17 protein-coding genes are annotated in these 25065 nt (G+C 72.7%); 8 read left to right on the forward strand and 9 right to left on the reverse strand.

Annotated elements, in window-relative coordinates:
- The first annotated feature begins 390 nt into the window (after positions 1–390).
- Complete coding sequence (locus ACH4S8_RS03200) at positions 391–990, forward strand: isochorismatase family protein (protein ID WP_398390374.1); 600 nt, start codon at positions 391–393, stop codon at positions 988–990.
- A gap of 10 nt (positions 991–1000) precedes the next feature.
- Positions 1001–1912, forward strand: a complete 912-nt coding sequence (locus tag ACH4S8_RS03205; protein WP_398390376.1) for a GlxA family transcriptional regulator — start codon at positions 1001–1003, stop codon at positions 1910–1912.
- A gap of 2 nt (positions 1913–1914) precedes the next feature.
- On the opposite strand, the gene nhaA is transcribed toward ACH4S8_RS03205, so the two are convergent.
- Positions 1915–3816, reverse strand: a complete 1902-nt coding sequence (gene nhaA, locus ACH4S8_RS03210) for a Na+/H+ antiporter NhaA (RefSeq protein WP_398390377.1) — start codon at positions 3814–3816, stop codon at positions 1915–1917.
- 191 nt (positions 3817–4007) lie between these two features.
- Here nhaA and ACH4S8_RS03215 point away from each other — a divergent pair, with 191 nt between their 5' ends.
- Together ACH4S8_RS03215 and ACH4S8_RS03220 are read left to right on the forward strand one after the other, a co-directional pair.
- Positions 4008–6395, forward strand: a complete 2388-nt coding sequence (locus ACH4S8_RS03215) for an ATP-binding cassette domain-containing protein (RefSeq protein ID WP_398390378.1) — start codon at positions 4008–4010, stop codon at positions 6393–6395.
- A gap of 361 nt (positions 6396–6756) precedes the next feature.
- A complete protein-coding gene (locus ACH4S8_RS03220; protein ID WP_398390380.1) occupies positions 6757–7083 on the forward strand; it encodes a carboxymuconolactone decarboxylase in 327 nt (108 codons plus the stop codon).
- A gap of 31 nt (positions 7084–7114) precedes the next feature.
- Here the strand turns inward: ACH4S8_RS03220 and ACH4S8_RS03225 are convergent, their stop codons facing one another.
- From ACH4S8_RS03225 to ACH4S8_RS03245, 5 genes are all read right to left on the reverse strand, one after another.
- The gene (locus ACH4S8_RS03225; RefSeq protein WP_398390382.1) at positions 7115–7597 is read right to left on the reverse strand and encodes a potassium channel family protein; all 483 of its coding nucleotides are present in this window, start codon (positions 7595–7597) and stop codon (positions 7115–7117) included.
- Between the two features lie 277 nt (positions 7598–7874).
- Positions 7875–11054, reverse strand: coding sequence for a hypothetical protein (locus ACH4S8_RS03230; protein WP_398390384.1), 3180 nt, complete (start codon positions 11052–11054; stop codon positions 7875–7877).
- Between the two features lie 878 nt (positions 11055–11932).
- Positions 11933–12346, reverse strand: a complete 414-nt coding sequence (locus ACH4S8_RS03235; protein ID WP_398390385.1) for a hypothetical protein — start codon at positions 12344–12346, stop codon at positions 11933–11935.
- Positions 12343–12717 (reverse strand): hypothetical protein, encoded by a 375-nt coding sequence (locus ACH4S8_RS03240; RefSeq protein WP_398390387.1) that lies wholly within the window; start codon positions 12715–12717, stop codon positions 12343–12345. Before ACH4S8_RS03240 ends, ACH4S8_RS03235 begins: the two co-directional genes overlap by 4 nt.
- 140 nt (positions 12718–12857) lie before the next feature.
- A complete protein-coding gene (locus ACH4S8_RS03245) occupies positions 12858–16433 on the reverse strand; it encodes an ATP-binding protein (RefSeq protein ID WP_398390389.1) in 3576 nt (1191 codons plus the stop codon).
- Between the two features lie 392 nt (positions 16434–16825).
- Between ACH4S8_RS03245 and ACH4S8_RS03250 the strand changes: the two genes are divergently transcribed.
- Positions 16826–18223, forward strand: coding sequence for an FG-GAP-like repeat-containing protein (locus ACH4S8_RS03250; RefSeq protein WP_398390391.1), 1398 nt, complete (start codon positions 16826–16828; stop codon positions 18221–18223).
- A gap of 104 nt (positions 18224–18327) precedes the next feature.
- On the opposite strand, the gene ACH4S8_RS03255 is transcribed toward ACH4S8_RS03250, so the two are convergent.
- Positions 18328–19497 carry an amidase domain-containing protein gene (locus tag ACH4S8_RS03255; protein WP_398390392.1) on the reverse strand — a complete coding sequence of 390 codons (1170 nt, stop codon included), beginning with the start codon at positions 19495–19497 and terminating at the stop codon, positions 18328–18330.
- Positions 19498–19804: 307 nt separating this feature from the next.
- Between ACH4S8_RS03255 and ACH4S8_RS03260 the strand changes: the two genes are divergently transcribed.
- The 3 genes from ACH4S8_RS03260 to ACH4S8_RS03270 all read left to right on the forward strand — a co-directional run bounded on the left by ACH4S8_RS03260 (position 19805) and on the right by ACH4S8_RS03270 (position 22303).
- Complete coding sequence (locus tag ACH4S8_RS03260) at positions 19805–20761, forward strand: GlxA family transcriptional regulator (RefSeq protein WP_398390393.1); 957 nt, start codon at positions 19805–19807, stop codon at positions 20759–20761.
- 136 nt (positions 20762–20897) lie between these two features.
- The gene (gap, locus tag ACH4S8_RS03265) at positions 20898–21896 is read left to right on the forward strand and encodes a type I glyceraldehyde-3-phosphate dehydrogenase (RefSeq protein WP_398390394.1); all 999 of its coding nucleotides are present in this window, start codon (positions 20898–20900) and stop codon (positions 21894–21896) included.
- 89 nt (positions 21897–21985) lie between these two features.
- On the forward strand, positions 21986–22303 hold the full coding sequence (locus ACH4S8_RS03270) for an antibiotic biosynthesis monooxygenase family protein (protein WP_398390396.1): 318 nt from the start codon (positions 21986–21988) through the stop codon (positions 22301–22303).
- Between the two features lie 72 nt (positions 22304–22375).
- On the opposite strand, the gene ACH4S8_RS03275 is transcribed toward ACH4S8_RS03270, so the two are convergent.
- Positions 22376–23737 (reverse strand): hypothetical protein, encoded by a 1362-nt coding sequence (locus ACH4S8_RS03275; RefSeq protein WP_398390398.1) that lies wholly within the window; start codon positions 23735–23737, stop codon positions 22376–22378.
- The gene (locus tag ACH4S8_RS03280) at positions 23734–24996 is read right to left on the reverse strand and encodes a glycosyltransferase (RefSeq protein ID WP_398390714.1); all 1263 of its coding nucleotides are present in this window, start codon (positions 24994–24996) and stop codon (positions 23734–23736) included. The genes ACH4S8_RS03275 and ACH4S8_RS03280 overlap by 4 nt, the downstream gene beginning before the upstream one ends.
- Positions 24997–25065 lie beyond the last annotated feature (69 nt).

The following is a 25065-nucleotide window of genomic DNA, read 5'->3' on the forward strand; positions in this document are numbered from 1 at the left end:
GGCGGGGCCGGGGGGGCCCACCCCGGCGGGCCCGGGGCCCGCGGCGGGGGCCCCCGGGGGGTGCGCCCCGGGGGGGGGGCCCGGGCGCCCGGGCGCGGGCCCGCGGGCACCCGCGACGAATGCCGGGCCCGGTGCCGCACGGGTCCCATGTCCCATGTCCCCGGTTGTCCCATGTCCTCCGGTGTTCATGTCCCATGTTCTCGAGTGTTCATGTCTGTCCCATGTACATGTGTGCGGCGCCCTCCATGTTCATGTGTCCCTCGCCGTTCATGTGTCCGTCGTCCGGCGCCGGAACGGCTCCCGGACCGGCTCCTGCGGTGACCGGATCGGTCCGCACCCCGACCCGATGCGGCCTGTCCCCGTGCCCTACGCACCGGTCAGAGTGGAGGCATGACCCGAGCACTGATCGTCATCGACGTCCAGGAATCCTTCCGCGCCCACCCTCTGTGGGAGACCATCTCCGACCCGAAGATCGCCCAGCAGGTGGACCGGCTCGTCGGGCTCGCCCGCCGGGCCGGGGACACGGTCGTGTGGGTGCTGCACTCGGAGCCCGGCAGCGACGGCGTCTTCGACCCCGCCCTCGGCCATGTCCGGCTGATGGACGAGCTCACGCGCCAGGACGGGGAGCCGCTGATCCACAAGACCTCGCACAACGCCTTCACCACCACCAACCTGCAGCAACTCCTCACGGAACGCGGGGTCCGCGAGCTCACCGTCTGCGGGATCCGGACCGAGCAGTGCGTGGAGACCACCACCCGCCTCGCGAGTGACCTCGGCTACCAAGTCACCTTCGTCTCCGACGCCACCGCCACCAACCCCATCCCGCACCGGGACGCCCCCGCCGGGCAGAGCGTGGCGGAACTGCTGGCCGACCCCCGCACCCTCGGCGCCGAGGACGTCATCAGGCGCACCGAGTACGCCCTGGCCGGACGCTTCGCCACCATCGCCACGGTCGACGAGCTGGAAACCTCCGCGGCCACTCGGGCATGATGACCGGATCGTGAGCCACGTCGTCTTCTTCCTGGTGCCCGGAGTCCATCTGCTGGACCTGGCCGGCCCCGCGCAGGTCTTCTCCACGGCCGCCGACTTCGGGCACCCCTACACCCTCGGCTACGTCGCCGAGCAGCCGCTGATCGTCACCGCCCAGGGGCTGCCCCTGGTGACCCGGCTCGACTGGCCCGAGCTGGGCCCCGAGGACCTGATCGTCGTGCCCGGCTGGCGCGCGCTCACCCTCGGCGACGGGCCTGCCATCGGTGAGGCCGCCCTGCGGGTCCTCCGGAACCACCACGCGCGGGGCGGCACCGTCGCCAGTGTCTGCGCGGGGGCCGACGCGCTCGGCCGGGCCGGGCTGCTCGACGGCCGCCGGTGCACCACCCATCACGACGTCCAGGACGAACTCGCCGGCCGCTATCCCGGGGCGGTCGTCGTCCGCGACGTCCTCTACACGCAGGACGACCGGGTCGTCACCTCGGCGGGCATCGCCAGCGGCATCGACCTCGCCCTGCACCTGATCGCCGGCCGGCACGGCCCCGCGGTGGCCGCGCAGGTGGCCCGGGACATGGTGGTCTACGCACGGCGCAACGGCCACGAACCCCAGGCCAGCGCGATGCTCCGGTACCGGTCCCACCTGGACGACACCGTGCACCGCGCCCAGGACCTCCTCGACGCCCGCTTCGACCGGCCGCTGCCCCTGCCGGAACTGGCCGCGGCCGTCGGCGTGAGCGAGCGCACCCTCACCCGCCTCTTCGCCCGTGCGACCGGTGGTCTCACACCCCTGCGCTATCAGCAGTCCCTGCGCCTGGAGCGCGCCGAGCACCTCATCAGCCACGGCGTCACCGTCGACGCCGCCGCCCGCGCCGTGGGCTTCGAGGACGCCCGCATGCTGCGCCGCCTGCGAGCCCGCGCGACCTGAACTCAGCCCTCCTGACCCGCCCCCGTGAGCGTCGTCCGCTGGCGCGCGGCGCGCACGGCCTCCGCCAAGGAGGCGATGTCGTAGGCGCCGTAGTGACGGCGGCCGTTGACGAAGAACGTCGGAGTGCCCGAGACACCGCTGAGGTCGGCCGACTCGACGTCCACGGCGATCCGGGCCGCGCCCGCGCCGCCCCGCAGGTCCTCGCGGAACCGGCCGCTGTCGAGGCCGAGCCGGGCGGCGTACCGGAACAGGTCCTTCGGCCCCAGGTCGCCCTGGTGCCCCATGAGCAGGTCGTGCATCTCCCAGTAGCGGTCCTGGCGGGCCGCGGCCTCGGCGGCCTGCGCGGCGAGCTGGGCGTTCGGGTGCACATCGGTGAGCGGCAGATGGCGCCACACATAGCGGACGTCACCGAAGTCGGTGAGCAGTTCGCGCACCACGGACTCGGCCAGACCGCAGTACGGACACTCGAAGTCCCCGTACTCGACGAGGGTCACCGGCGCGTCGAGCGGCCCGCGCACATGGTCACGCTCCACGTCGACGGGCTCGCTCAGGTCGACGATGGCCTGGCCGGTGCCGAGCAGGGCCCGCGCGCGCGAGCGCCCGGTGAGGGCACCGAGCACCAGGGTGACGACCCAGGTGAGCAGGAACGAGCCCGCGACCGCGGCCAGGATGCCGATCTTCGCCTGCTCCAGCCGGTCGCCGGTGAAGGCCAGCGACGCGATCAGCAGGGCCACGGTGAAGCCCACCCCGGCCAGTGTGCCCCCCGCGGTGATGGCACCCCAGCCCACGGGCGGGTGCAGCCGTCCCCGCCCGGCGCGCGTGGTGAGCCAGGACCCGCCGATGACGCCGACGGGCTTGCCGAGCAGGTAGCCGAAGAGGATGCCGAGGGTGACCGGTGAGGTGAAGGCGTCGGCCAGTTGTCCGGCGCTCAGCGTGATGCCGGCGTTGGCCAGGGCGAACAGCGGCACGATCACGTAACTGGTCCAGGGATGGAACATCTGCTGGAGCCGTTCGTTCGGGGAGAGCGTCGAGGCGAGACCGCGTCGCACCGTGCGCTCCAGCTCCGGCGTCGGCTGCTCGCGAAAACGCCGGAACAGCCGGCTGGCGTGCTCCAGATCGCCGCGCTCGGCCGTGTACGCGTAGGTCAGCATGCCCATCGCCAGACCCGTCACCACCGGGTCGACGCCCGACTTCAGCAGCGCCACCCAGATCGCCACGCCCAGCACGCCGTACAGCGACGGGATCCGGGCGCCGACGGTGCGCCGCAGCAGCAGGACGACCGCGAACAGGGCCAGCGCCGTCAGCAGCGCGGGCACCTCGATGGTGTCGCTGTAGACGAGGACGACGACGGCCAGGGCCAGGAAGTCGTCCACGACGGCGATGGTGAGCATGAAGACCCGAAGGGCGCCGGGCAGCCGGGAGCCGAAGACGGCGAGCATGCCCAGGGCGAAGGCGGTGTCCGTCGACATGGCGGCACCCCAGCCGTGCGCCGCCGAGCCGTGGCCCGCGGTGACGGCCAGGTACACGACGACGGGCACGACCATGCCGCTCAGCCCCGCCAGCAGCGGCAGGGTGACCCGGCGGCGCTCCCTCAGCTCGCCCAGGTCGAACTCGCGGCGCGCCTCCAGACCGACGACGAAGAAGAACAACGTCATCAGCCCGCTGTTCACCCACGCGCGCAGGTCCATCGACACACCGCCCGATCCGATACGGACCGACAGCTCGGTGCTCCACACCTTCTCGTACGTGCCGGGGCCGATGTTGGCCCAGGCCATCGCGACCAGGGCGGCGGCCAGCAGTACGGCGGCGCTGCCGGTCTCCGTCCGCAGGAAGGCGTGCAGCGGACTGCGGGCGCGGCTGCCGCACTCGGTGCGACCTGACAGGGGCGACGTGTCGGAAGGCATGGTCACCCTCCGATTCTCGCCCCGGATCCGGTACTTCCCCACGCGGTCAGGATTTGAGAAGCGCCCACGGCCCTGTTTCACCTAGCGTGGCGCAAGGTGAGCCCGGCGGGCCGCGTGATGCCGGCCGGATCGGTGCAGGCGATGCCGGCGGGACCCGCGAAGGCGGGCCCCGCCCGACAGATGGAGACACGATGAGCAAGGCCACGAGGACGGATACGCGGCCGGCCGCGCCGCACGGCGCCGACAGCCACGATCTGATCCGTGTGCTCGGCGCGCGCGAGAACAATCTCAAGGACGTCAGCATCGAGATCCCGAAGCGCCGGCTGACGGTGTTCACCGGCGTGTCCGGCTCGGGCAAGAGCTCCCTGGTGTTCGACACGATCGCCGCCGAGTCGCAGCGGCTGATCAACGAGACGTACAGCAGCTTCGTGCAGGGCTTCATGCCCACACTCGCCCGGCCCGAGGTCGACGTCCTCGAAGGCCTGACCACCGCGATCATCGTCGATCAGCAGCGGATGGGCGCCGACCCCCGCTCCACGGTCGGTACCGCCACCGACGCCAACGCGATGCTGCGCATCCTGTTCAGCAGGCTCGGCGAGCCGCACATCGGCCCGCCCAGCGCGTACGCGTTCAACGTCCCCTCGGTCAGCGCGAGCGGTGCCATCACCGTGGAGCGCGGTGCCAAGAAGGCGGTGAAGGCGACCTTCAACCGCACCGGCGGCATGTGCGTGCGCTGCGAGGGCCGGGGCACGGTCTCCGACATCGACCTCACCCAGCTCTACGACGACTCCAAGTCGCTGAACGAGGGTGCGATCACCATCCCCGGCTACGGCTCGGACGGCTGGAACATGCGGCTCTACAAGGAGTCGGGCTTCGTCGACCCGGACAAGCCGATCCGCAGGTACACGAAGAAGGAGCTCCACGACTTCCTCCACCACGAGCCGACCCGGATGAAGATCGCGGGCATCAACATGACCTACGAGGGGCTGATCCCGCGGGTCCAGAAGTCGATGCTCTCCAAGGACAAGGAGGCGATGCAGCCGCACATCCGGGCGTTCGTGGACCGGGCGGTCGCCTTCGCCACCTGCCCCGAGTGCGACGGCACCCGGCTCAGCGAGGGCGCCCGTGCCTCGAAGATCCAGCGGATCAGCATCGCCGACGCCTGCGCGATGCAGATCAGCGACCTGGCCGAATGGGTCCGCGGTCTCGACGAGCCCTCGGTCGCGCCCCTGCTCTCCGCGCTCCAGCAGACCCTCGACTCGTTCGTGGAGATCGGTCTCGGCTACCTCGCCCTGGACCGCCCGGCGGGCACCCTGTCCGGCGGCGAGGCGCAGCGCGTCAAGATGATCCGCCACCTCGGCTCCTCGCTCACCGACGTCACCTACGTCTTCGACGAGCCCACGGCCGGCCTGCACCCCCATGACATCCAGCGGATGAACGGCCTCCTGCTGCGGCTGCGGGACAAGGGCAACACCGTGCTCGTCGTGGAGCACAAGCCGGAGACGATCGTGATCGCCGACCACGTCGTCGACCTCGGCCCCGGCGCCGGAACGGGCGGCGGCTCCGTCTGCTTCGAGGGCACGGTCGAGGAACTGCGCAACGGCGGCACGGTGACCGGCCGGCACTTCGACGACCGGTCCCAGGTCAAGGAGACGCCGCGCAAGCCCACCGGGGCGCTGGAGATCCGCGGCGCGTCGGCCAACAACCTGCGCGACGTGGACGTCGACATCCCGCTCGGGGTGCTCGTCGTCGTCACCGGCGTCGCGGGCTCCGGCAAGAGCTCGCTGGTGCACGGGTCCGTCCCGGCCGGCGAGGGCGTGGTGTCGGTCGACCAGGCTCCGATCCGCGGTTCACGGCGGAGCAACCCGGCGACGTACACCGGTCTGCTCGACCCGATCCGCAAGGCCTTCGCGAAGGCCAACGACGTGAAACCGGCCCTCTTCAGCGCCAACTCCGAAGGCGCCTGCCCCACCTGCAACGGCGCCGGCGTCATCTACACGGACCTCGCCATGATGGCCGGTGTCACCACCACCTGCGAGGACTGCGAGGGCAAGCGGTTCGACGCCTCGGTCCTGGAGTACCACCTCGGCGGCCGTGACATCAGCGAGGTCCTCGCGATGTCGGTCGACGAGGCCGGGGAGTTCTTCGGCGCCGGTGAGGCGCACACGCCGGCCGCGCAGCGGATCCTCGCGCGCCTCGCCGACGTCGGGCTCGGCTACCTCACCCTCGGCCAGCCGCTCACCACACTGTCCGGCGGCGAGCGCCAACGGCTCAAGCTCGCCACGCACATGGCCGACAAGGGCGGCGTGTACGTCCTCGACGAGCCGACCACGGGCCTGCACCTCGCCGACGTCGAGCAGTTGCTCGGCCTGCTCGACCGGCTCGTCGACTCGGGCAAGTCGGTCATCGTCGTCGAGCACCACCAGGCGGTCATGGCACACGCCGACTGGATCATCGACCTCGGCCCCGGAGCCGGCCACGACGGCGGCCGGCTCGTGTTCGAGGGCACCCCGGCCGACCTCGTCGCCGCCCGCTCCACCCTCACCGGGGAACACCTGGCGGCGTACGTCGGCGCCTGACCGGACCGGCACCGACACGTGGGGCGACGTCCGGGCAGCGGCCGGGACCCGTCCCACGCGGTCGTCGGCCGGGGGAGGACCGCGGCCGTCGCCACGATGAGCCGATGAGCGCCGTACGCCGAACGGCCCGTGCCCTGAGCGCAGCTGGGCCCGCCCGACCATAGGCGGGGCCCGGCTGCGCTCAGGGGTCACATGGCCGGAGCGGCCGCCGGTCCCGGTCATGACGGGCGCCGCCGCCCCCGGCTCCTCCGCGCGCGCCCTGCCCGAAATGCACCTACGGTTGACGCATCAAGTGGCGCCGGCGGACACCGATTCCCTCCGCCTGCAGCGCCCCCGTCCGCGCATCAGGAGACCGGCAGCCATGACCACAGCATCCGACACCCCTGTCCTGGACACCATCGCCGCCATGACCGTCGACTCGGTCGAGCGGTGCGAACTGCCCACGGACCAGCTTCTCCTCACGCGTATCGCGGCACTCGCGGCCTCGGACGCGCCTCCCATCTCCTACCTCGCGCACATCGACCCCGCCATCCAGGCCGACCTGACCATGGCTCAGGTGCAGGACGTGCTGGTGGCCATCGCCCCCATCGTGGGTACGGCCCGTGTCATGACGGCGGCCGGCAACATCGCCAGGGCGTTCGGCATGGCGATCGCGGTGGCCGAGGCGGAGCTCGAAGCCGACGGATAGGGCTCGGCAGCCGAGGGCGTCGACTCGTCGATCACCCTTCGCGCGGGGGCCCGTCGTCCTCCGCGCCGGGCCGGGACGCCTGCTGCTGGTGCCTGCCTTGCTGAACCGCCGACACGAGCTGCCGCGCGGCCACACCGATCAGCAGGACGTTCACCGCCATCTGCCCTGTGACCAGCACCCGGGCCGTTTCGCTGCGCGCGGTGATGTCTCCGAAGCCGACCGTGCTGAAGACCGTCACGGTGAAGTAGAGGGCGTCGGTGCGCGTCAGCGTCTCACTGAAGCTGCCCGGCGCGCTGCGCTCCATCAGGTAGTAGACGACGGCGAACAGGAGCATGTAGAGCGGAACGCTGGTCGCCAGTGCCTCCATGGCCCGCAGTTCGGGCCGCGGGGCCCGGGTGATCTCGCGGATCTGCCAGGACAGGAGCAGGGCCACGGCCACGATGCCGCCGACGAGCGTGATGACGGTGGCCGGGGTGAAGGTCTTGTCGAGCGGGAGCAGGTAGTAGGCGGTCACGAGAACCGCCGAAGTCAGCAGTGAGCGCAGGGCCGAGCGGATCGCCTCTCGGTGACTCCTCCTCGGACCCCTGATCACCGCTGTGCCCCGCTGCCTTCTGCCGTGACCGTGCGACCGTGCCGTCTGGCGGGTCCAGCCTTCCCGATGCCACGGATGGCCCGCTGCAGGCACACCATGGGGTCACCGGGATGGCGGTGTCCTCTGCGGGAAACGACGGCGCCGCATCGCCCACGTGTGGTGTGGGCGATGCGGCGCGGCCCGAACGGGACTCGATCCGCTAGATGTGGTCCGCGTCGACCGGCGTCAGGCCGTCGTACTGCAGGGCAATGGAATTCCACAGCGTGGCGAACCGCTCCTTCGCCTTGGTCGCCTCGGCGTTGTGGGTTCCGGCCCTGTAGTCCGCGCCCGGCTGGCCGTCGTGCCCACATCCATAGATCGGATCGTCGGTCACGAACTCGACGGTGTCCGATGCCCAGAGGGAGTAGGCCCGGTCGGCCTCCGCGGACTCCGTCCAGGCAAGGGACAGGGCGTTCAAGGCCTCGGCGAGGTCGCCGTCCGCCTGTGGTGTGAGCGGGGCGAGCTTCTTCACGAAGCCTTCGCGCGCCTCCGCCACCGCTTCCAGGTCGTCGCGCGCGTCTCTGACGGGACCTGCGCCCTCGGAGCAGTCCTTGGCCCTTGCGATGGCCTTCTGCACCCGTGTGCGCAGCGGGTCGTTCTCGTCCAGCAGGCTCTGCACCTCTCTGACGATGTCTTCCGGTGAACCGACCGACGCGGACGGGGACGCTCCGGAATCGGACGGCACGGCGGACGTGCCCGTCGGCGCGGCCGAGGCCGGTGCCGAAGGCGGGCCGGACGTGGCGGTGCCCGGGACCACGGCATCGTCGGTGGCGCGCGTCGTGTGCGACGGGGAGGCCGACCGGTCGGAGGCCAGCATGATGGCCGCCGCCGTGACGCCCCCGGCGAGGACCGCGCTCGCCACGAGGGTCAGCGCGACGACACCCCAGCCGATCTTGCGTCGCCCCGGCTGCGGCACGGGACCGTGAACGACCTGAGGCACGGGACCGTGAACGACCTGAGGCACGGGACCGTGAACGACCTGCGGCACGGGACCGTGAACGACCTGAGGTGCGGGGGCGGGGTACGCCATGTTGCCGGTGGGCAGGCTGGCGAAGGCGGCGGCGTGATTCCCCGCGCCGCCTGCCGGAGCGGGCTGGAACTGCGCGCCGGGCTGTACCGCGGCGGGGGTCTTGAGGAGACCTGCGGCGGGACCGGCGGCGGGGTGAAGCGCCGGGGGTACCGGGGGAGCTGTCGACGGGGAGGGGGCGGCCTCTTCCGCACGTCCCACCGCGGCTTCCTCCGCAGGGTAGTCCTCGGTGTGGTCGGGGGCTGTCGTCGGGGAGTCGACCGGGATGTCGACTTCGGTGGGCGTCGGCTGGGCCGACCGGTCCGCCTGCCCGGCCGGTTCGTCCGCCGGTGCGGTCGGCTCGTCCGTCGGTTCGGTCCCGGCTTCGGCCGACGCGGCCGACCCGTCCGCCGACACGGTGAGCTCGTCCGTCGGTCGGGCGGCCGGTTCCGTCGCGGGTTCCGTCGGCTCATCCGCTGACTCGGTCGCCTCGCTCGCCTCTGCCGGTTCCGTCACCTCGGCGGCTTCGACGGTCGTTCGCGGCTCCACGGGGGCGGCCACGTCCGCCGTCTCCTGGCCGGCTCCGGCGAGGGGGCCAGGTGCGGACTCGGCCGGAGCGGCGGCCTCGGCGGTCGTCGGGCCGGTCGGCTCGTCGGCGATCACGGGCCGGGCGGTGGCTTCCGCCGCGCCGGGTTCCTTCACGGTGCTCACGGCGGGGGACTTCGCCGGGGCCGCCGCGGGTGCGGGGGGAGTCGTGGCTCGGGCGGTCACGGCCGCGTCCGCGGTTTCCTCCGCCGGTACCTCCGCGGCCCGGTCCTCCGTCGAGGGCGTCGATGCGGCGCCGAGGTGCGGGGCGGCGTCGGCGAGCGCGGCCTCCGATGCCTGCGCCGTCACCGGTGGGGCCGAGGGCGGGGCGACGGGAACAGGGGCGACGACGGGGACGGGGGCGGAGGCCGGAACGGGAGCGGTGGCCGGAACAGGGGCAGGAAGCGGGGCGGAGGCCGCGACGGGGACCGTCATGGCCGACGGCACGGGTCCGGGCCGACCGCTCAGGCGCTCACGCAGGGCCGAGAGCGCGGGCACGTCCTCGACGCGCGTGATGCCGAGCCGACGAGCCAAGGCCGGTACACCGAACGCGCCGAGCACGGCCCACACCGTCGCCGCGAGCAGGACGGTGGGGATGCCCAGCCCGATCGACATCGTGCTGCCGTCCACCGGCGAGATGTTCTGTTCGGCGAGCGCATGCGCCAGGCTCGACGAATCGTCGATCTCCGAGGACAACTCGACCGCGATCCCCGCCATCACGGCCAGCAGCAGGAACCCCGAGACGAAGCACACCACGGCGCGCACGGCGGCGGCGGGGCGCGCCGCCTCACGGAGGACACCCGCGCCCAGCACCACCGCGGCCACCACGCCGAGCAGCACGGACACCCAGACCCAGCCGCTGAGGTCCTGGAGGTCGAACAGGGAAACGGCCGACGCCGCCGTGCCCTCGCTGTCCGAGTCCGGGATGACGAGGGTGTCGGCGAAGTCGACGGACGCTCCGGAACCCAGACCCAGGAGGGTCACGGCGAGGTTCGGGGCGAGGAGCACCGCGGGTATCAGCGCGGGAAAGCCGCCCTCGGACACCAGGAACACCACGGCGGCGAGACCGGCCAGCGAGAGGGGCACGGCCAGTGCCACGCCCGCCCGGCGGGTCGCGCGGAGCCAGTCACCGAGTCCCGGCCGGCGGGCGGTCCAGGCTGACATCGATGTCCGGCACAGGGTGGGGAAGAGCACCACGGACGCCAGCACCAGCGTCCACCAGGCCGCGCGGAGCGGGGAGCAGGTCACGGACAGGGTGAGGTCCGGGCCCAGAAAGGGTGCGAGGAATGCCGCCAACGGATCGGAAGGGTCCGACGACGGAACGGTGACCGAGGTACCGGCGGCCCAGGCGAGCAGGACGGATCCGATCACGGCCGCCAGCACGCTGCGCACGCCCAGGAACAGGGTTTCCGCGGTGTCGAGGTGCTTTCCTGCGCCGGCCGCGCCACGGAGGTACAGCCGGGCGCCGAACCACAGGGCCGCCGCCCACAGCAGTGTCACTCCGAGCGGCATGAGGGAGAGTTCCAGCGACGCCGGCGGAGTCGAGTCCTGTCCTGTCAGATCAAGTCCCGGGTGGGCGCCGAGGGCGGACAGGACGACGGCGAGTGCCGTGGGGAAGGCGCCGCCGAACGGGACGTCCTCGGCGGTCAGCGCCAGGAGCAGGGACAGGAGCAGCAGGAGGGCCGCGGGCAGCGCGGCGATGCGGGCGGGCCCGATCCAGTCGCCCTTCAGCAGGCGGGTCAGCGCCATGCTCGCGGCGGACGGAGCCTGAGCGGTGGGCGGCGCGGAGGGAAGGGGTGGCGGCGCCGCCGGGGACGGAGCGGGCGCCGGGGCGGCGGTGGGCCGGCCGCACGAAACGCAGTGGCGCGCCTCGTGGGCCACGGAGCCGCCGCAATGCGGGCAGAAAGCAGGCATCGATTCCCTCGGTGAAAACAGGTGAGCAGATGTGAAGGTGGCGAAAAGGCCGAAGCGGGCCTCGTCGTGGGAGGCGGAAGGGAAAGGCGGGCCCGTCGGTGATGGGACGGTCCCTCTCCCGAAGGTCCGGTGGGATCTTCGGGCCCGGACGGGCCGGGAACGGCCCGCCGGGAGCGAGGGAGTGAAAAGGACCTGGAGACCGGCGCGGCCGGACCCGGTCGACGGTCCTGGAGGACGGCTGACGTGCGGTGTCGTGACCGCCTCGGTGACCCGAGGTCAGTCCCCCGTCGGAGCGTGCCGCCGAGGATCCCGGGGCGTCGCTCGGGGTGCGGTCGGCGCTAACCGTGGCGCGCGGGAAGGACGGGTCGTCAAGGGCTCTCTCAAGTCACCTGCATGTGAAGATCATGTGAGCAAGATGTGATCATGAATATCAGGGCGTGGCGTCGTGATCAAGAGATTCGAGGCGATTAGCTGTAGGTCGCATGAGTCGCCTGAGGCATCCTTGTCGGCGGCCGGGTGGCGGGGGAGCGGAGCGACGGTCTCAACTCGTCCTTCGCTCAGGCGACTTCGCGTGCAGCGACCGTGCTCGTGGCACCGACCGCCGGCACACCTGGGCGACCTGTCCCGGCCCGACCGATCCGGCCGAACTGCCCGGTCCAGGCTCGGACCGTCCCGCCCGCGCCCCGCTCCCGCGCCCTGATCACCGCATTGCCTCATTGCCGAATGAGGGTCACCTCGCGACGGTGGGCCTCCTGCACCTCGGGGGACCAATCGCCGGTGCAGTAGACGGACACCTCGCCGACCGAGCCGTCGCGTACCTCGGCGCGCACCATCTCACGGCAGTACCAGGTGCCTTCGGCGTCCTCCCAGCGCTCCTCGAACTCGATGACCATCCCGGTCCCGGTGACCTCCGCGCGGTGGCGTGGAACGGTGCCGAGGGCGGGGTGGCTGCTGCGGCGCAGGGCGACGAGGTTGTCGCGGCCGGCTGTCTGGAGCCGCCACTGGGGCAGGCTGAGGTCCACGAACACATCGTCCGTGAACAGCCCGTCAGGGGCGCTGTTCGTCTGCAGGAACTCCACGAAGAGATCGGCGAGTTCCTTGGCCCGGCGGGCGTCGAGGGCGCTCATGACGTCGCCTCCGCGAGATTGCGGCCGACGGTTCGCATGGTGCGGTCCAGTTCGGCGGTGGGGCTGAACTCGACGACCTCGGTGCCGGCGAAGAGGAGGGGCAGATGCCCCGGAGCGCCGTAGTAGGCGTCGCCCGCGTGGAACACCTCGTCGTGGTCGGCGTACCGGAACACGATCTTTCCGGAGATCACCTGGCCCCAGTGCGGGCACTGGCACCGGTCGTCGGGCAGTCCCCGGAAGAGCGGTCCCGGATCCATGTCGGCCTTCATGGTCTCGTACGAGACGGTGTACGGGCCGACTTCGGCGTACCGGCCCTCGATCACCGGCTCGTCCACCTTCAGTTCCGCCTCTGCTTTGGCTGTGCGCGGCATGACGTCCGCCTTTCGTTCCCCGGCCGTACCCGGTTCCGTACGGCGCCTTCACCCCTCAGGCGTGAGGCCGGACGGCACGATGTGAGGCGACGGCTCACCCGGTCCCCGTTCCCGCCGCCTCCGGAACGCGGCCCCGGGGCTCACAGGTGCCAGGCGGGCGGGTTCTCGGGCTCGTAGACGCACAGGGTGCCCGTGCGTACGGAGGTCCCCAGATGGCGTCCCAGTTCCGGATGAACCGCCGTGACACGCCGGACGGCGGCGCGGACGCGGGCCGTCACGGCCGTACGGGCGCGTTCGGCGGGGGAACCGGCGCGGCGGACGCGGCCGCCGATGCCGTAGGCGGCGGACAGCTGACGGACGAGCGCGTCCTTCTCCTCCGCGATCCGGCGCGACCGCACCGCGTCCCCGCCCGCGTCGGCGTCCTCGGCCTCCTCCTCCAGCTCCCGCAGCCGCCGCCGGTACGCGGCGCGCGCGGTGGCGTCGACGACCTCGCCCAGATCGCCCGGAGCGTGCAGGCCGTCGGCGCTCGTTCCGACGCCGTCGGCGGTGCCACCGGCAGTGTCACCGGATGCCGCCAGATCGACCGCCGGGACCGGGGTTCCCGGGCGGCCGAGGAGCACCGCGATGTCGTGCAGGCCCTTGCTGTCGGGGAGGCGGGCCTCCCGGCCGGCGTACACCAGGTGCCACAGCGGTCCTTCGCGGCGGAACTGCGCCGTGGGCAGCGGAGAGTCCGGCTGCCGCCCGCGTGCGGCGGGGCCCGTCGCGGCGGGGCCCGCCGGACCCTCGGGCCGCGTGTCGGCAAAGCCCCGGATCGGGGTGCCGTCACTCGTGCCGTCCTGCGCCCGCACGGTGCCGCCGCGGAACTCCGGCGGTGCCGGAACGGCGGTCCCGGGCACGCTCCCGCTCCCCGGAGCCCCCCGTGCCTCCACTGTCCCGGCCGTTCCCACCGCACCGGCCGTTCCTGCCGCCGCCCGTGTCGTCCCCGTCGTCCCCGCGGCTTCCGTGGTTTCCGCCGCCCCCGTCGTTCCCGCCGTCCCCGGAGTCTCTTCCGCGATGCGCTCGGCGAGCGCGACCGCTCCCGCCTCCACGGCGGCCCGCACGGCGCGGTCGCGGTGGTGGCGGGCTGTCCGGTCGTCGCCCATGGACCGGGCCAGAAGCGCCAGATGACGGTCCACCGGTCCCCGGATCGCCGCGCCGATGCCCTCCACCGCGAACAGCCCCGCGTACGGCGCCAGGGCGTCGTAGAGCGAAGACGCGGACGGATGGGTGCCCACCGAGCCGACGGTCTCCGCGGCCTGCGCCATCATCGGCAGCCATTCGCTGTCCCGTGGAGCCCCGACGAGTGAGGGCATCACCCCGGCCAGGCGACGCGAGGCCTCCTCGCGGTGCCCCAACTGCGCCGCGAGCAGCGCCAGGGTGACACGCGGCCACACCCCGGGCATCCGCTCCAGCGGCGCCCGTTCCCGCAGCCTTCGCAGGTTGTCCCGGTCTCCGGTCTCCGCGTACAGGCACCAGCGTTGTGTCTCCGCGAGCAGCACGGCGTTGGGGCTGCCCGCCGCTCCTCCCAGCGCCTCCACCTCGTCGAGCGCGGTGGCGCAGTCGCCGTAACGTCCCTCCATCAGTGCCCGCGTGCCGCGCCACAGGGGCACGTACCACGCGTACAGCGGCTGTCGCAGCGGCCGGGCCGCGGTGTCGTACGCGGCTGCCTCGGAGTCCGCCCCGGCGAACGAGCCGGTCTCCATCAGCGCGACCAACCGCAGCCGCCGGCCGAGGAGTTCGAGCGGGAGGTCGCGCCGGGCACGGGCCACGGCGATGATCTCCCGGGACCGGTCGAGACGGTCGCGGCAGTGGTCGGGGCCGGACCGGGCGTCGCACAGTGCCGCCAGCGCCGGTCCGAGCGTCGCCGGGTCGTCGGCCTCACGTGCCGCGGCCACCGCCTCCTCGGCGAGAGCGACCCGGCGTTCCTCGGGTTCGAGGAGCGCCGCCGCGAGGGACAGCCGGGCGGTGACGGCGGCACGCAGCGCGGCGTGCGCCGGATCGCCCGCGAGAGCGGAACGGGCCTCGCCGAGCAGGTCGGCCTGCTCACGGTCGGCCACATCGACCTCGAAGCCGACGGGACCCGTGCCGAGGCCCAGCGCGGCCCGCGCCAGCAGATCGGGGCGGCCCGCCCGGCGGGCGAGCGAAGCGGCGCGCAGCAGCGCGGTACGGGCCTTCGCCCAGTCCCCGGACCCGAGCCGCGCCGCCCCGAGCCCGAGCAGCACCTCGACAAATGCCCCGGTGTCGTCGCGCTCCTGACCGGCCGCCCCGCCGCCTTCGACGGCCTCGGTGCTCCCCCTGGCACGGGCACGGACACCACCCCCGCCGTCGAAGCCGCCGCCGAAGGTGTACCCGGCACCGTCGTCGTTCCCGGCCTGCTCCGCCGTGTCGAAGCCTGCGGTCGCGAACGCCCGTACACCTCTCTCGTACCAGCGGGCAGCCTCCTCGAACGCGAGCAGCGCGGCGGCGCGGTCGGCGGCCTCCCGGCAGTACCCGGCGGCTTCCCGGGCGTGTTCCGGGCCGGAGAGGAGGAGATGGTGGGCGACCTCGGCGGGGCCGGTGTCGCGGCCGCGCCTGGCATGGCCGGCCAGCACGGCGGCCAGCGTGCGGTGCAGCCCCGCCCGCTCGGCGGGCGCCGGCCTGTCGGACAGGGCCTCGCGCAGAAGATCGTGCCGGAAGCGTCCTTCGTTCGCCCCGGCCTCCGCCAGCAGTCCGGCCCCCGCCGCCTCCGCGAGCAGCGCACGCACCTCGTCGAGCGGCACGGCCGCGGCATCGGCGAGCACGTCGAGCCGGAACCGTGTTCCCAGCAGGGCGGCGAGATCCAGCAACCGCGCGGCACGGGGCGACAGTTCTGCGGTACGGGCACGGACCGCGTCCCGGACCCGCACGGAGACGGCCGTCGCCGGGATCCCGGAAACGGGTCCTTCGAGGCCGCCGCCCGACCGGAGGAGTTCGGTCACGAAGAACGCCTCACCACCCGTGTACCGGGCCAGCGCGTGCACGGCCGAAGGCGCGGGAGCGCCGTCCGTCGCCGCGTCGAGCAGGACCGCCACGTCCTCCTCCCGCAGCGGTCCCACCGGCAGAGCGGTTCCGCGGCGCAGCAATTGGGCGCGGGCCCAGGCGCGGTCCTGCCACGCGGTGTCGTCGTCGCGGGCCGTGGCCAGGAGCAGGACCCGGGCACCGCGCACGGCGTCCGCCGTCTCCAGGAGGAGTCGCAGCGAGGAGGCGTCGGCCGCGTGGACGTCGTCCAGGACCAGCAGCAGCGGCCGCCGCCGTGCCGCCGTCGTCAGGATCTCGGCGACGTCCCCCGCCAGTCTCACCCGTGCCGCCTCCGGGTCCGCCTCGGTCCGCCCGCCCGCCGCGGACCCGGCTAGCACCGCCCGCAGCGAGGGCGACGCGGCGACCAGCCGCCCGCAGCGCACGTCGTCCACGACGAGTTCGCGCAGCAGCCGCGACCAGGGCCTGAGCGCGTGTTCCACGGCGTCCGGCGGGCACCACGTCCACACCGTGCGAAAGCCCTCGGCGCGGTCGGCGGCCTCCTCCGCGACACGGGTCTTCCCCGCACCCGCCACCCCCGTCAGGGTGACGAGCCCACCCCGGCCCGCGGCGGCTCGCTCCCGTGCCGCCTCGAGCGCGCCGAGTACGTCCTCGCGTCCCACGAACGGGAAGCCCGTCACCATGGCAGTCCTCGTCGGTCCTTCTCCGCTGCGCCCTCCTGTAGAGCGTAGGCAGGGCGGACGGGGGCCGCGAGGGACCGACATGCCGCAGGAGCCGAGGACCGGAGCCGGCGCTGTGCTTCGGGAAGCCGTCCCGACACGGACCGTCACGCCGGAGCCGGTGGTGCCGATCTTCTGCGTCCGGGCGACGATCCCGGTCGAGGCGTGGGAACACGCGCTGCAGCAGGCGGCGAAGAGCCGCTCGGGTTGGTGCCGCCCTACCCCTCCGGACGGCCGCATCGCGGTGGATCCGAGGTGACGCGGCGGCGTACAACCATCGGTGCCGGGCGCGGGTCTTGCGGGACACCAGCCGTCGGGACGCCCGTCGCGCGATCACCGTCCTCAAGGAGTGCGTCTTGTCCTCGCGAAGTCTCCGCCTGCCCGCGGTCGCAACGGCCGCCCTCGTCCTGTCCGTCACGGGTGCCGCCCCCGTCGTGGCCTCCCCGGGGAACGCCTCCGCGGGTGCCGCCGCCGTCACGGGCCCGGTGCACGCCGACTTCGACGGTGACGGATATCCCGACGTGGCCATCGGCGCGCCGGGCGGCACCGTCGACGGCCACGCCGGGGCGGGCTACTTCACCGTCGTCTACGGCATGGGCCACGGTCCCGACGGCGTCAAACGCCAGGTGATCAGCCAGAACCGCTACGGAATCCCCGGCACGGCCGAGGCGGGCGACGGCTTCGGCAGCGACCTCACCGCGGCGGACCTCGACGGCGACGGTTACACCGACCTGATCGTCGGATCTCCCGGCGAGGACATCGGCAGCGCCCGTGACGTCGGACGGCAGACCGTGCTGTGGGGAAGCGTGGGCGGTCTCGTCACCGCCGCGATCGCCGGCGAGGGCAGGGCGGCGACCCGGGCCGGCGACTTCGACGGGGACGGCCACCTGGACCTCGCGACGGCGTACGAGACGCGGTACGGACCCATCGGCCGTACCGGTGTCCCGGCCCGCACCGGCCCCCTCGTGGACGTGGACGTCCGCGTCCACGCGATGGCGGCGGGCGACGTGGACGGTGACGGCAGAACCGACCTCGTCGTCAGCAGCGGATCGTGGGACTCGGACGGCCGGACGGTCCCGCCGCCCCGCCTGCAACTGCTGCGCGGCACCGCGCACGGCCTCGTGGCGGGCCCACTCATAGCCGCCGCCGACACGGTGTCCGCGGACAGCGTCGCCCTCGGGGACATCGACCACGACGGCCGCCTCGACGTCGTCTTCGGCCGCAGCACCGCCCCGGGCGGCGGGCTCGTGGGCGTGGTGCGGGGCACGGCCGGCGGATTCGCGGAACGGGCCGCCCTCATCGGCCAGAACACCCCGGGCGTCCCCGGGACGGGGGAGAGCGGCGACCGCTTCGGCACCGACGTCTCCGTCGGGGACGTCACCGGGGACGGATACGACGACGTCGTCGCCGGAGTGCCCGGCGAGGACCACGCCGGACGGACCGACGCCGGCACCTTCGCCGTCCTGCGGGGGAGCCGGACGGGCCTGTCCGGCAGCGCGGTCCAGGTCTTCGGCCAGAACACGGCCGGGGTGCCCGGCACGGCGGAGAACGGCGACGCGTTCGGCGCCCGCACCGCCGTCGTCGGCGGATACGCCGTCGTGTCGGCGCCGAAGGAGAACAGCGGCAACGGGGGCGTATGGGTCTTCCCCGGCACCGCTTCGGGCATCACCGCGACCGGATCGGTGAGTTACGGCCCGCACGCACTCGCCGCGCCCGGGACCGGAGCCCGGTTGGGGGCCGCCTTCCAGCGCTGAGGCCGCGGTGGAACCCCGGCCCCACCGGCATCGACCCGCCCGGTACGGCAAAGGGCGGGAGCCCGGCACAGGGTGCCGGGCTCCCGCCCCGGGAACGCGTCCGCTCAGGTGCGGTAGGCGTAGTACGCGGCGTTCGGGTACGACGCGATGATGCTCGCCAACGACCGGTTGTAGGTGTTGGTGGAGTGGTACGACAGGTACGGCACACCCTGCGGGCTGCGGTACGTGACGATCATCGTGTGGTCCTTGGACCCGTCCTTGTTGAAGTCCATCTGGATGACGTCGCCGACGTCGGCCTGATAGACGTTCGCGAGGCTGGTGACCCGCTTCGAGGACAGCGCGAACCACGAGAACTCGTTGACACCGACGAACGAGTCCGACTGGATCTCGGAGTTGCCGAACCACTTGTGGAAGTCGGTCCCGTCACCGGGAACGTGCTTCCAGCCGCCCGCCTTCAGGGTCTGGCTGACGAAGTTCGTGCAGTCTCCGCCGGCGCCCTCCCCGTTGAAGTTCGGGTACGCCGGGTTGTAGTTCTTCCAGTACTTCGCGGCGTACGCGGCCATGGCCTTGTAGTCGTAGCCGGTCGCCGAGAAGTTCTTCGCCTTGGCCGGCGCCGGCCACGTGGTGGCGGCCTTGGTCGCCGACGGCGGCGTGCTGTCACCGGTCATCGGCGTGGCGACGAACGTCGTGGCCTGGACCTGGTTGACCGCGACCCCGTCGTCCGTGTCACGGATGCCCGTGAGCTGCCAGTCGCCCTCGCGGTCGGCCTTGAACGTCAGCGTGTGGTGCGCCTCGAAGCCGGTGGTCTTCGGCTCGTCGCCCTTGGCCTTGTCGTAGGCCAGGGTCGTCGACTCGGTGACGTCGACCGTGGCGTGACGGCCCTTCACCCGAGTACGGTCCAGCGTCACCTTGGTGTTGGCCGAACGGTACTTCTCGCCCAGCTCCGCCAGACGGGCCTTGCGGCTCTCCAGCTTCGCCAGCGCGGACTTCTCGGCACGCGACTGGGTCGAGGACAGCCGCACGTCGCCGGAGAACCGCGACGTCTTCTGCTTCGTTCCGTCATCGCCCACCAGGGCGTCGGTGCGGTCGGTGAAGACCGCGTCGGCCAGCCGCTGGAAGGTCGCCTTCGTGGCGGCGTCCACCGTGGGGTCGGCGACACTCGCCGCGCCCGCGGACCAGTTGGGCAGCAGGGCTGCGCCGGCGACGACCGAAGCCGCCGCCGCGGTGACTATGGTTGCGCGTTGCCGCTTACGGCTCAGTTTCCTTGATTTCAATGGGGTTCCCCTCTACACCGGTATTCGATACCGGAGCCGCATCCTCGCACGGCGTGTGTGGCTCCTGTGAAGGGGGTTGCCGAAGCGATATCGAGGCACCGCGCCGGAAAGCCGCAGCTCCGCGCGTGCAAGGGCAATCCCGGCGGCCGGCCGGACCGGCGCCGTCCCCGGGGACGACGGGACCGCGGCGACGGACATACGCCGATTTCGGTGCCGGGGCATCACATACCGGTGTGAGAAGGCGTACCGGAGGAACGGACGCCCCGTCGAACGGGTCCGATCCGCCCGTCCGCGTACTCTCTTCACCGTGCCGGCATCCCCCTTGCATCGCGTCGCCGTTCTCGTGCTCGACGGTGCCAAACCACTCGATGTCGGTATTGCCGCCCAGGTGTTCACCACCCGGGCGAGCATGCCGTACGAGGTCCGGGTGTGCGGCGCGGAACCCGGTCTCGTGACCGGCGGCGACGGCCTGTCGTACCACGTCGCCCACGGCCTCGAACAACTCGCCTGGGCCGAACTCGTCTTCGTCCCCGGCTACCGGTCCCCGGACCGTGAGGACCCGCCGCCCGCCGTCGTCGACGCGCTGATCGCGGCCCACGAGCGGGGCGCGCGGCTCGCGGCCATCTCGACCGGCGCGTTCGCGCTCGCCGCCACCGGGCTGCTCGACGGCAGACGTGCCACGACACACTGGCACTACACACGGGCGCTCGCGGCGAAACACCCGCTCATCGACGTCGACGAGAACGTCCTGTTCGTCGACGAGGGGAGCGTGCTCACCTCGGCCGGCGCCGCCTCCGGCATCGACCTGTGCCTCCACATCCTGCGCGGCGACCTCGGCGTGGCCGCGTCCAACCACGCGGCCCGCCGTCTGGTCGCGGCTCCGTACCGCAGCGGCGGCCAGGCCCAGTACGTGCCGCGCAGCGTGCCGGAACCGCTGGGCGAACGGTTCGCCGCCACCCGCGAATGGGCACTGCACCGGCTCGGCGAACCGCTCTCCCTGGAGACGCTCGCCCAGCACGCGGCCGTGTCGCCACGCACCTTCTCGCGGCGCTTCGCGGAGGACACGGGGTACACGCCGATGCAATGGGTCATGCGAGCCCGTATCGACATGGCCCGCGAGCTCCTGGAGCGATCGCAGTGGAGCGTCGAGCAGATCGCCGCGGGCGTGGGCCTGGGCACCGGAGCCAATCTGCGGCTGCACTTCCACCGGATCCTCGGCACCTCCCCGAGTGAATACCGGCGCACCTTCACCCAGGGCGAATAGCCCCCGCGGACCGTCCCCGGCCGGTGGTGAGGCCCGTCGGGGGGCTGGCGCGATCCTTGCGGACCATGGCGATCTCGCCGCTGTCACCGCCCGCGGCGGCGCGCGAATCTGGAAGGGAGCCGAAGGGACAACACTCATGACACGTATCGCCATCAATGGATTTGGCCGCATCGGACGCAACGTTCTGCGTGCCCTGCTGGAACGCGACACGGACCTGGAAGTCGTCGCGGTGAACGACCTGACGGAGCCCGCCGCCCTCGCCCGGCTGCTCGCCTACGACTCGACGTCCGGCCGGCTCGGCCGCCCGGTGACGGTCGACGGGGACACCCTCGTCGTGGACGGCAGGCGCATCAAGGTGCTGGCCGAGCGTGAACCGGGGCAGCTGCCCTGGGCCGAGCTCGCCGTCGACGTCGTACTGGAGGCCACCGGCCGTTTCACCTCGGCCAAGGCGGCCGGGGCCCACCTCGACGCCGGTGCGCGCAAGGTCCTCGTCAGCGCACCGGCGGAGGGCGCCGACGTGACGCTGGCGTTCGGTGTCAACAACGACGCCTACGACCCGGCCCTGCACACGATCGTCTCGAACGCGTCGTGCACGACCAACGCGCTCGCCCCGCTGGCCGCGGTGCTCGACGATCTCGCGGGCATCGAGCACGGCTTCATGACGACGGTGCACGCCTATACGCAGGAGCAGAACCTGCAGGACGGTCCGCACCGTGACGCCCGCCGGGCCCGTGCCGCCGCCGTCAACATCGTGCCGACCACGACCGGCGCCGCCAAGGCGATCGGCCTGGTGCTGCCGAACCTCGACGGCAAGCTGTCGGGCGACTCGATCCGGGTGCCGGTGCCGGTGGGCTCGATCGTCGAGCTCAACACCACCGTGGCCCGCGACGTGACACGCGACGAGGTGCTCGCCGCCTACCGCGCCGCGGCCGAGGGCCCGCTCGCGGGCGTTCTCGAATACTCGGAGGACGCGCTCGTCTCGTCCGACATCACCGGCAACCCGGCCTCGTCGATCTTCGACTCGGCCCTCACCCGGGTCGACGGCCGCCACATCAAGGTGGTCGCCTGGTACGACAACGAGTGGGGCTTCTCCAACCGCGTCATCGACACGCTGCAGCTGCTGACCGCGGGCTGAACCGGGGCTGGAGTGAAGGGGGGCCGTCCGATCGGGGCACCGGACGGCCCCTGAGCCGTGCGCCGACCGCGGTGCGGCAGGATGGACCCATGAGCGTAGTCAAGATCAACGTCCTGACCGTACCCGCCGAGCAGCGGGAGACCCTCGAGAAGCGCTTCGCCTCGCGCGCCGGTGCCGTGGAGAACTCCGACGGCTTCGAGTGGTTCGAGCTTCTCCGCCCCGTCGAGGGCACCGACGACTATCTGGTGTACACGCGTTGGCGTGACGAGGCCTCGTTCCAGGCGTGGATGGAGGGCCCGATGAAGTCGGCCCACCAGGGTGGCGCCGACCGCCCGAAGCCCGCCGCCAGCGGGTCCTCGGTCTGGTCCTTCGAGGTCGTGCAGCAGGCGGCGCCGAAGAACGGGTGACATCCGCCCCGCACGAACGTGCCCCGCACGCAGCGCGCCCCGCACCGCGGATCGGGTGCGGGGCGCGTTCCGTCAGGGAATGCCGACCTCGAACAGGACGTACCCGGCGTAGGAGCCGGAGGCGAGGGCCGCGACGGTGAGGACCGTGCACAGGACCGGAGTGCTGAGCCGGCGCATGGCGGTGGCGCAGGGGACGACGAGCGGGAAGGCCGGGAGCAGGTAGCGGGACACGTTGCCGAAGATCTGCTGGCTGCCCAGGACGAGTGCCATGGTCAGAAGGGTGCTGACGGTCAGTACGAGGGGAGGCCGCAGCCGGAACAGCAGGGGCAGGAGCATCAGGGCCAGCAGGACGGTGCCGGCGGCGACGACGTCTTCGTAGGGGTAGGCGAAGAGGTAGTCGAAGTGGCCGACCGCGAGGGACGCGAACACCTTGACGGTGTGCCGGCCCCCGTCGAACGAGTGGGCCCAGGCCTTGTCCTGGAGCGTGAAGTACCCGCCGTAGTCGCCCATCCGGTGGCCCACCCAGCCGAGGTAGCCGGCCAGACCGATGGGGGCGATCAGTACGGCGGCCACGGGGCGCAGGACCGCTTCCCAGTTCTGTGTTCCTTCCGGGACGGGGGGATCCCCCCGGCGGCGCAGCGCGCGCCGCTGTCGGACCACTTCCACGAGCGCGGCGAGGGCGAGCGCCGCGATCAGCGCGGTGGCCGTCGGCCGGGTGAGTCCGGCGGCACAGGTCAGCAGGCCCGCGGTGAGCCAGTGCCGGCGCATGACGGCGTAACAGGCCCAGGCGGCGAGGGCGGTGTAGAGGGACTCCGAGTAGCCGGACCACTCCACGCCGGAGCCCGGCCACACGGCCCACAGCCCGGCGGCGGCCAGCCCGGCGCGCCGGCCGCTGATGCGGGCGGTCACGGCGTGGATGCCCAGGACGGCCACGAACGAGGCGGCGACGGAGACCACCAGGCCCGCACCGAGCAGACCGAGCCCGGTGCACGAGGAGACCAGGCGCATCAGGGCGGGGTACAGCGGGAAGAACGCGGCGGAGTTGCCCTCCAGTGTGATCAGGCCGGTGGCGCCGCGTACCGGTACGAGGGCGGGGTGGTAGCCGTGCGCGGCGATCTGCTGGTACCACCAGCCGTCCCAGGTGGCCAGGACGTCCCAGGCGTGGGCGCCGCCCCCGAAGCGGGGGTTCTTCCTGCGGAAGTCCCCGGAGGAGTCCAGCAGGTACATGAAGACGCAGAAGCCGACGAGTTTCATGGTGCCGTACAGGGCGACGACCGGAGCGTGCCGTCGAACCGTGCGGCGGAGGCGGTGCCGGAGGGCGCGGTCGCCGTCCGGGTCCGTGCTGTCCGGCAGGACGACCGTCGGCCAGCGGACGCCGGTCCGGGGCCTGTCGTCCTGATGGGCCGAGGCGGCCGCGAGAGCGGGCCCGTTCATCGCGGTCCGCTTCCCGTGGCGTCGCCCCGGGCGGCAGGGGCGAACACCCAGGTGCGCAGGAGCAGGAAGCGCAGCAGTGTCGCCGCCAGGTTGGCGATGACGAGGACCGTGATCTCGGCGGAGCGCCCGGGTGCGTGCGTCCCGTGGTGCAGCGCGGCCAGCGAGCCGCTGGTGAGTGCGAGACCGAGGCCGAACACGGCCAGTCCCTTGGCCTGGTGGCGCAGCGCCTGGCCCCGGCCGCGCAGCCCGAAGGTGATCCGCCGGTTGGCGGCCGTGTTGGCGACGGCGCACACCAACAGCGCCCACAGGTTGGCTGTCTGAGGACCCGTCACCGGGCGCAGCGCCGCGTACAGGAGGACGTACCCGATCGTGCTGAGGGCGCCCACGGCGCCGAATCGCAGCAGTTGGGCCGTCAGGGACGCCGGTGGTGCGCTCTCGGTGGTGCGGCCGAGCCGCGCCGTGGGCAGCGTGCCGCGGGCGAGCGCGCGGCCGATCCTCGCGATGCCGCGCAGGTCGGCGACGGCGGTGGAGACCAGGTCGACCCGGCTGTCGGGGTCGTCCACCCAGTCGACCGGCACCTCGTGGATCCGCAGTCCGGCGCGTTCGGCGATCACCAGCAGTTCGGTGTCGAAGAACCAGCCCGAGTCCTCGACCAGTGGCAGCAGACGTTCCGCGACATCGCGGCGGACGGCCTTGAAACCGCACTGCGCGTCGGAGAAGCCGACCGCGAGCGTGGACCGCAACAGGGCGTTGTAGCAACGGGAGATGATCTCTCGCCGGGGGCCGCGGGTCACCCGGGAACCGCGGGCCAGCCGGGTGCCGATGGCGATGTCGGAGTGTCCGGATATCAGCGGGGCGACCAGCGGCAGGAGCGCGTTCAGTTCGGTGGACAGGTCGACGTCCAGGTACGCGAGCACCGGCGCGTTCGAGCCGGACCACGCGGTGCGCAGGGCCCGGCCGCGTCCCTTCTCGTCGAGCCGTATCCACGTGGCCTCGGGCAGGTCGGCGGCCAGCCGGGCGGCGATCCGCGGGGTGGCGTCGGTGCTCGCGTTGTCGGCGACGGTGATGCGGAACGGGTATGGGAACGTCTCGCGCAGATGGGCGTGCAGGCGGCGCACGCTCGGCTCCAGGTCCGTCTCCTCGTTGAACACGGGGACGACCACGTCGAGAACGGGTTCCGTGTGGTCCGCGGGCAACGGGAGCCGGGCGGGCAGGCGGTCCAGGGGTGCGCGGCCGGCGGGAAGCCCCTTCGGGCGCATGGGCTCGCCGGGTGCGGGCGTGCGTTCCGGCGGCGGCCCGCTGTCCTGTTCCTCGAAGTTCTCCAAGTC

The sequence above is a fragment of the Streptomyces sp. NPDC021080 genome (assembly GCF_044333225.1).
Lineage (GTDB): Bacteria > Actinomycetota > Actinomycetes > Streptomycetales > Streptomycetaceae > Streptomyces.